This window comes from Streptomyces sp. NPDC045470, from assembly GCF_040646595.1.
Lineage (GTDB): Bacteria > Actinomycetota > Actinomycetes > Streptomycetales > Streptomycetaceae > Streptomyces.
Genome location: NZ_JBEZAN010000001.1, coordinates 691026 through 696429 on the forward strand (window position 1 = coordinate 691026; position 5404 = coordinate 696429).

The following is a 5404-nucleotide window of genomic DNA, read 5'->3' on the forward strand; positions in this document are numbered from 1 at the left end:
GGCGGCGCCACCGGCCGGTGGCGCCGCCCGCCCGTGCCCGTACTCACCCCACGATCGCCTCGTACAGGCTGAACCCCGCGAGCAGCACCATCACCGCCGCCGCCACCTTCGTGATCAGCTTGAGCGGTACGTACTTCATGAGCGTGCGGCCGCCGAGGATGCCCAGGCCCGCCACCGCCCACAGGGCCAGCACCGCGCCGACGCCCACCGAGACCGGGTCGTCGTAGCGGGCGGCGAGGTTCGCGGTCATGATCTGGGTCAGATCGCCGAACTCGGCGACCAGGATCATCATGAAGCCCGCCCCGGAGACCTTCCAGAAGCTCTGGTCGGCGGGCTTCTTGACCTCGTCCTCGTCCTCGTCCTTCTTGAAGAGCAGCACGGCCGCGCCCGCGAGGAAGAGCACGCCGACGACCGCCTGCACGAGGCGGTGCGGGAGCAGGGACAGCACGCTGCCCGCGGCGATGGCGAGCGCGACGTGCACGGCGAAGGCCGCGGCGACGCCGGCGAACACGTACGAAGCGCGGTAGCGGGTGCCGAGCATCAGCCCGGCGAGGGCGGTCTTGTCCGGCAGCTCGGCCAGGAAGACGACGCCGAAGACGACGGCGGCGACGGTGAAACTGAACACGGGGTGTCTTACCTCGATCGGTCGGGCCGCACCGAGGGGCCCGGAAAAGGGGTCGCTTCGGCACGGCAGCGTCTCTTGCGCACACGTGCGTCTGCGCAAACACTGCGGCCGAAGGTCTCGCTGGCGCGGCAGGGACACCGGTCTCCTGCCACGCTCCGGGCGCCGGCCCACCGCGGGCGGCCTGTCACCTGGGCGGTGGCGGCCGACGGGCGGGCAGTATGTCGACGGTCCGGCGAAGAGCTACTCCCCTTCTGCTGCGGCCCAGGGTACGCGGTGCAGCCGCCCGCGGGCCACCAGCTCCAGCACCACCGCCACGGCCGCCGTCTGGACAGCGAGCAGCGCCACCAGGACGAACATCTGCACGGCGCCCGCCTGAACGGGTGACGCGCCGCCGAGCAGCATGCCGACGAAGGCCCCGGGAAGCGTGACGAGTCCCACGGTGCGGGTCTGGTCCAGGCCCGGCAGCAGCGCGTCGGACGCGGCCGGACGGGCGACCTCCATCCGGGCCTCCCGGTCGAGCAGGCCCAGCGCCAGCCCCGCCTCCACCTCCCCGTGCCGCGTCTCCAGCTCGTCCAGGGCCCGCCGTCCGCCGAGGACGGTGGCGGTGAGGGCGCCGCCGATGAGGATGCCCGCGACGGGGATGAGGGTGATGCCGCGCGGCGGGACCAGGCCGGTGAGCACCAGGGCGCCGACGACCGGCACGACCCCGGCGGCGAGGGGTGCCGCGGCCCACCACCAGGTGCGGTTCGGGGTGAGGCGGCGGCCCGCGGTCCGTACGGCGACCGTGAACATCAGCACGAGGAAGCAGAGCAGCCAGGGCACGGCCCGGACGACCCAGCCGATGAGGTACGAGACGGCGGCGAGCTGGAGGGCGGCGCGCAGGCCGGCGAGGGCGACGGCCCGCGCGTGGCCGAGTCGGGCGAGCGCGGCGGCGGCCACGGCGGCGGCCAGCAGGACGGCGAGAGCGAACCCGAGGGTGGCGTTGACCGGCAGCAGCACGGGCTCACTGTAGGGCGGCGGCGGAAGTGCGCACCGGGTACGCCACGGCGGAGGCCGGCGCTCCGGAAGGGGCGCATGCGCCGGCGTGAGCCACATCCCGGCCCGCCGGGGGCGGGTGACGTCATGTCAACCCCTTGAACTGACGTGGGCATGTCGTCACTCTGTTACCTGGAGCCCGTCCGGTGGTCACCCCACGGCGCCACCATGAGTTCCGTCCCGCACCTCGACTTCCCCCCACTGACAGGGAGTTAGCATGCCCAAGGTCTACGCGCGTCGCGTAGCGGTCGCCACCGGCTCCGCCGCCGCCCTCGCCTGCACGCTGGTGCTCGGCACCCAGAGCGCCCAGGCCGCACCGCCCACCCCGCCGGACGCCGCCACGGCCCGTACGTACCTCGCCCAGATCAAGGAAGCGCCCCAGGGCTCGCAGGACGGCTACAGCCGCGACAAGTTCCCGCACTGGTCCGACCAGGGCAAGAACTGCAACACCCGCGAGGTCGTGCTCAAGCGGGACGGCGAGAACGTGCAGACCGACGGCAAGTGCGCCTCGACCAGCGGCACCTGGAAGTCGGCCTACGACGACGGTGTGTGGAACAAGGCGTCCGACGTGGACATCGACCACGTCGTCCCGCTCTCGGAGGCGTGGAAGTCCGGCGCCTCGAAGTGGACCACCGAGCGCCGCAAGGAACTGGCCAACGACCTCACCCACGCGCAACTGATCGCCGTCACCGACAACGTGAACCAGGAGAAGGGCGACAAGGACCCGGCCAAGTGGCTGCCGCCGAAGACCTCGTACCACTGCACGTACGCCCGGATGTGGGTGTCGGTGAAACACGTGTACGGGCTGACGGCCGACGCGGCCGAGAAGGCGGCGTTGAAGAAGATCCTGGACCGCTGCTGAACACCGTCTCCGGGCGGCCGCCGCTGAATGGTTACTCCTGCCGTCCCGCCTGACAGGCGCAGGGCCGGGCAGCCCGACGACGCAACCGTACGACCGGATGGCTCCGTCTTTCCCCGCGAGGAGGGCGGAGCCGTCCCGTCACCCGCGACCGGCTCCTATCCTCTGAGCACACACGTACGGGCACCGGCCCGTACGAGGGGAGGATCGCCGATGGCCGGGCTGCGCCTGGGGCCGCTGCTGCGGTACGTGGACGAGATCAGCGCGACGGTGTGGGTCGAGACCGACCGGCCCTGCGAGGTGCACGTCCGCTGCGAGAACGGCGCCGGCGGCGCCGAACGCACGTGGCAGGTGGCCGGGCACCACTACGCGCTGGTGCCCGTCACCGGCCTGACACCGGGCAGCGAGACCCCGTACCGGGTCCTGCTGGACGGCGAGCAGGTCTGGCCGCAGCCCGGCAGCCGCTTCCCGGAGAGCACGATCCACACACCGGCGGCCCCGGGCGACGCCCCGGCGGACCAGCACCTGCGGGTCGCGTTCGGCTCCTGCCGCTGGGCCGCGCCGCCCGCCGACGCGCACGACCCGGTGGGCCCGGACGCCCTGGACACCCTCGCCGCCGCACTCGCCGCCGACCCCGCGCGCCGGCGCCCGGACGTCCTGCTCCTGCTGGGCGACCAGGTGTACGCCGACCAGACCTCGGACGCGACCGCCCGGCTGCTCGCCACCCGCCGCGACACCTCCGAGCCGCCCTGGCAGCAGGTCGCGGACTACGAGGAGTACACCCACCTCTACACCGAATCCTGGCTCGACCCGGAGGTGCGCTGGCTGCTGTCCACCGTCCCCAGTTGCATGATCTTCGACGACCACGACGTCATGGACGACTGGAACACCTCGGCCGCCTGGCAGACCCGGATGCGCGCGACCTCCTGGTGGCGCGAGCGGGTACTGGGCGGCCTGATGTCCTACTGGGTGTATCAGCACCTGGGCAACCTCTCCCCCGCCGAGCTGGAGAAGGACGAGCTGTACGCCCGGGTCCGCGCCCTGCCGGACGGCACCGGCCTGGTGCGGGAGTTCGCCGCGGCGGCCGACGCCGACCCGGGCTGCGCGCGCTGGAGCTACCGCCGTGACTTCGGCCGCGTACGGCTGGTCATGGTCGACACCCGCGCCACCCGCGTCCTGGACGAGGGGCGGCGGGCGATGCTCGACCCGGCCGAGGCGGAGTGGCTGCGCGAACAGGTGCTGGCCGACCACGGCGCGTACGACCACCTGCTCATCGGCAGTTCCCTGCCCTGGCTCCTGCCGAACCTGATCCACGACGCGGAGGGCTGGAACGCCGCCCTGTGCGCCGGGGCGCGCGGCGCGCGCTGGGCGCGCCGGAGCGAGTCGCTGCGGCAGCGGGCCGACCTGGAGCACTGGGCGGCCTTCCCGGAGTCCTTCGCCGCGCTCACCGACCTGCTCGCCGAGGCCGGGTCGGGCGACGCGGCACCGGCGACGGTGTGCGTGCTGTCCGGCGACGTGCACCACGCGTACGTGGCCGAGCCGCACTGGCGCGACGGCTCCGCGCCCGCCGCGCGCGTCCTTCAGCTCACCTGCTCACCCGTGCACAACAGCATTCCCGCCAGCATGCGGGCCGGCTTCCGCTTCGGGTGGAGCCGGCTCGGCCGCCGGCTGGGCCACGCCCTGGCCCGGCACGCCCGGCTGGAGCGGCCGTCGATCGGCTGGCGCCGCACGGGCGGCCCGTGGTTCGGCAACCAGTTGATGACCCTGGCACTGAACGGGCGCACGGCGCGGCTGCGGCTGGACCAGGCCCAGCGCGAGCAGGGCGGTGGCGCACGGCTGGTCTGCGCGTGGGACGAGCAGGTGGCGGGCCGCCGGGAGCCGGAAACGGGGACGGAAACTGAAACGGGGACGGGGACGGGATAGAGGCGGAGGCGGGGGGGAGAGTCAGGTGTCCCCGCTCGCCCCTCACCCTTTCGCCGGGCTCTTTACCCGTTCTTTTGCCTGACCTGTCGCCGCGCTTTTCGTCCGACCGGGCTTCTGCTGCCACCGGCGCGTTCCGCCCGGCGGACGGGCGCATTGCGGGGCATCCCGGGGTGAATTCGGTGGCCGATGCAAACAATCTCGCCGCCGCACGCCGCCGCGCGAGCGCCACTTCGCGCCATGACCGTTTTCGGCCAACGGCCGGATATGGCCAGATGTTGAACTTGCAAGTACCTATTAGGTCTCCCTAACCTTTCTCCTTGTCGGTTCCCGTCCCCGAAACCGCAGGAGTTCCTTCATGTCCGCTCAATCCCCGGTGACCGAGCTCACCGAACGAATCAAGCCGCACACCCTCTCGCTCTTCCGCATCGTCACCGGCCTGCTCTTCGCCTGCCATGGCGCGTCCTCGCTGTTCGGCATCCTCGGCGGCGCGATGGGCAAGGGGCTCACCGTGCCCGCGGGCAGCTGGCCCGGCTGGTACGCGGCCGTCATCCAGTTCGTCGGGGGCGTCCTGGTGATGCTGGGCCTCGGCACCCGCGCCGCGGCCCTGATCAGCTCCGGCTCCATGGCGTACGCGTACTTCTCGGTGCACGCCGGCGAGTCCCTGTGGCCGCTGCAGAACGGTGGCGAGCTGTCCGTGCTGTTCTGCTGGGCGTTCCTGCTGCTGGTCTTCACCGGCCCCGGCTCCTGGTCGCTGGACCGCCTGTTCTTCCGCTCCCGGCAGCCGGCCGACGCCACGGCCGGTGCCCAGCGCGAGCCGAGCGCGGCCTGACCGCACACCGGCGGCCCGTACGGCCGTCACCCGGCGACGAGCGGCGGGGCCCCCGGGCGTAACCGGGGGCGCCGGGCGTGGGGAGAGGCGCCCTGACGGTGGTGCGGGGGCTCCCGGTGGCGCGCGCGGAGAG

Annotated in this window: 5 protein-coding genes; 3 read left to right on the forward strand and 2 right to left on the reverse strand. The window is 72.9% G+C overall.

Translation table 11 applies throughout. The features are described 5' to 3' along the window. Positions 1–43: 43 nt before the first annotated feature. Positions 44–625, reverse strand: coding sequence for a TMEM165/GDT1 family protein (locus tag AB0A97_RS02995; protein WP_361143608.1), 582 nt, complete (start codon positions 623–625; stop codon positions 44–46). Between the two features lie 240 nt (positions 626–865). Next, positions 866–1624 carry an ABC transporter permease gene (locus tag AB0A97_RS03000; RefSeq protein ID WP_361143610.1) on the reverse strand — a complete coding sequence of 253 codons (759 nt, stop codon included), beginning with the start codon at positions 1622–1624 and terminating at the stop codon, positions 866–868. A 253-nt stretch (positions 1625–1877) separates the two neighbouring features. Between AB0A97_RS03000 and AB0A97_RS03005 the strand changes: the two genes are divergently transcribed. The 3 genes from AB0A97_RS03005 to AB0A97_RS03015 all read left to right on the forward strand — a co-directional run bounded on the left by AB0A97_RS03005 (position 1878) and on the right by AB0A97_RS03015 (position 5271). After that, positions 1878–2522 (forward strand): HNH endonuclease family protein, encoded by a 645-nt coding sequence (locus tag AB0A97_RS03005; RefSeq protein ID WP_361143613.1) that lies wholly within the window; start codon positions 1878–1880, stop codon positions 2520–2522. 210 nt (positions 2523–2732) lie between these two features. Beyond that, complete coding sequence (locus AB0A97_RS03010; protein ID WP_361143617.1) at positions 2733–4442, forward strand: alkaline phosphatase D family protein; 1710 nt, start codon at positions 2733–2735, stop codon at positions 4440–4442. Between the two features lie 355 nt (positions 4443–4797). Beyond that, positions 4798–5271: a DoxX family protein gene (locus AB0A97_RS03015; RefSeq protein WP_361143620.1), complete on the forward strand. Its 474-nt coding sequence runs from the start codon at positions 4798–4800 to the stop codon at positions 5269–5271. Positions 5272–5404: the final 133 nt, after the last annotated feature.

Coding starts and splice junctions, on each gene's coding strand:
- AB0A97_RS03005 (WP_361143613.1), top strand. CDS start 1,878: ATGCCCAAGGTCTACGCGCGTCGCGTAGCGGTCGCCACCGGCTCCGCC.
- AB0A97_RS03010 (WP_361143617.1), top strand. CDS start 2,733: ATGGCCGGGCTGCGCCTGGGGCCGCTGCTGCGGTACGTGGACGAGATC.
- AB0A97_RS03015 (WP_361143620.1), top strand. CDS start 4,798: ATGTCCGCTCAATCCCCGGTGACCGAGCTCACCGAACGAATCAAGCCG.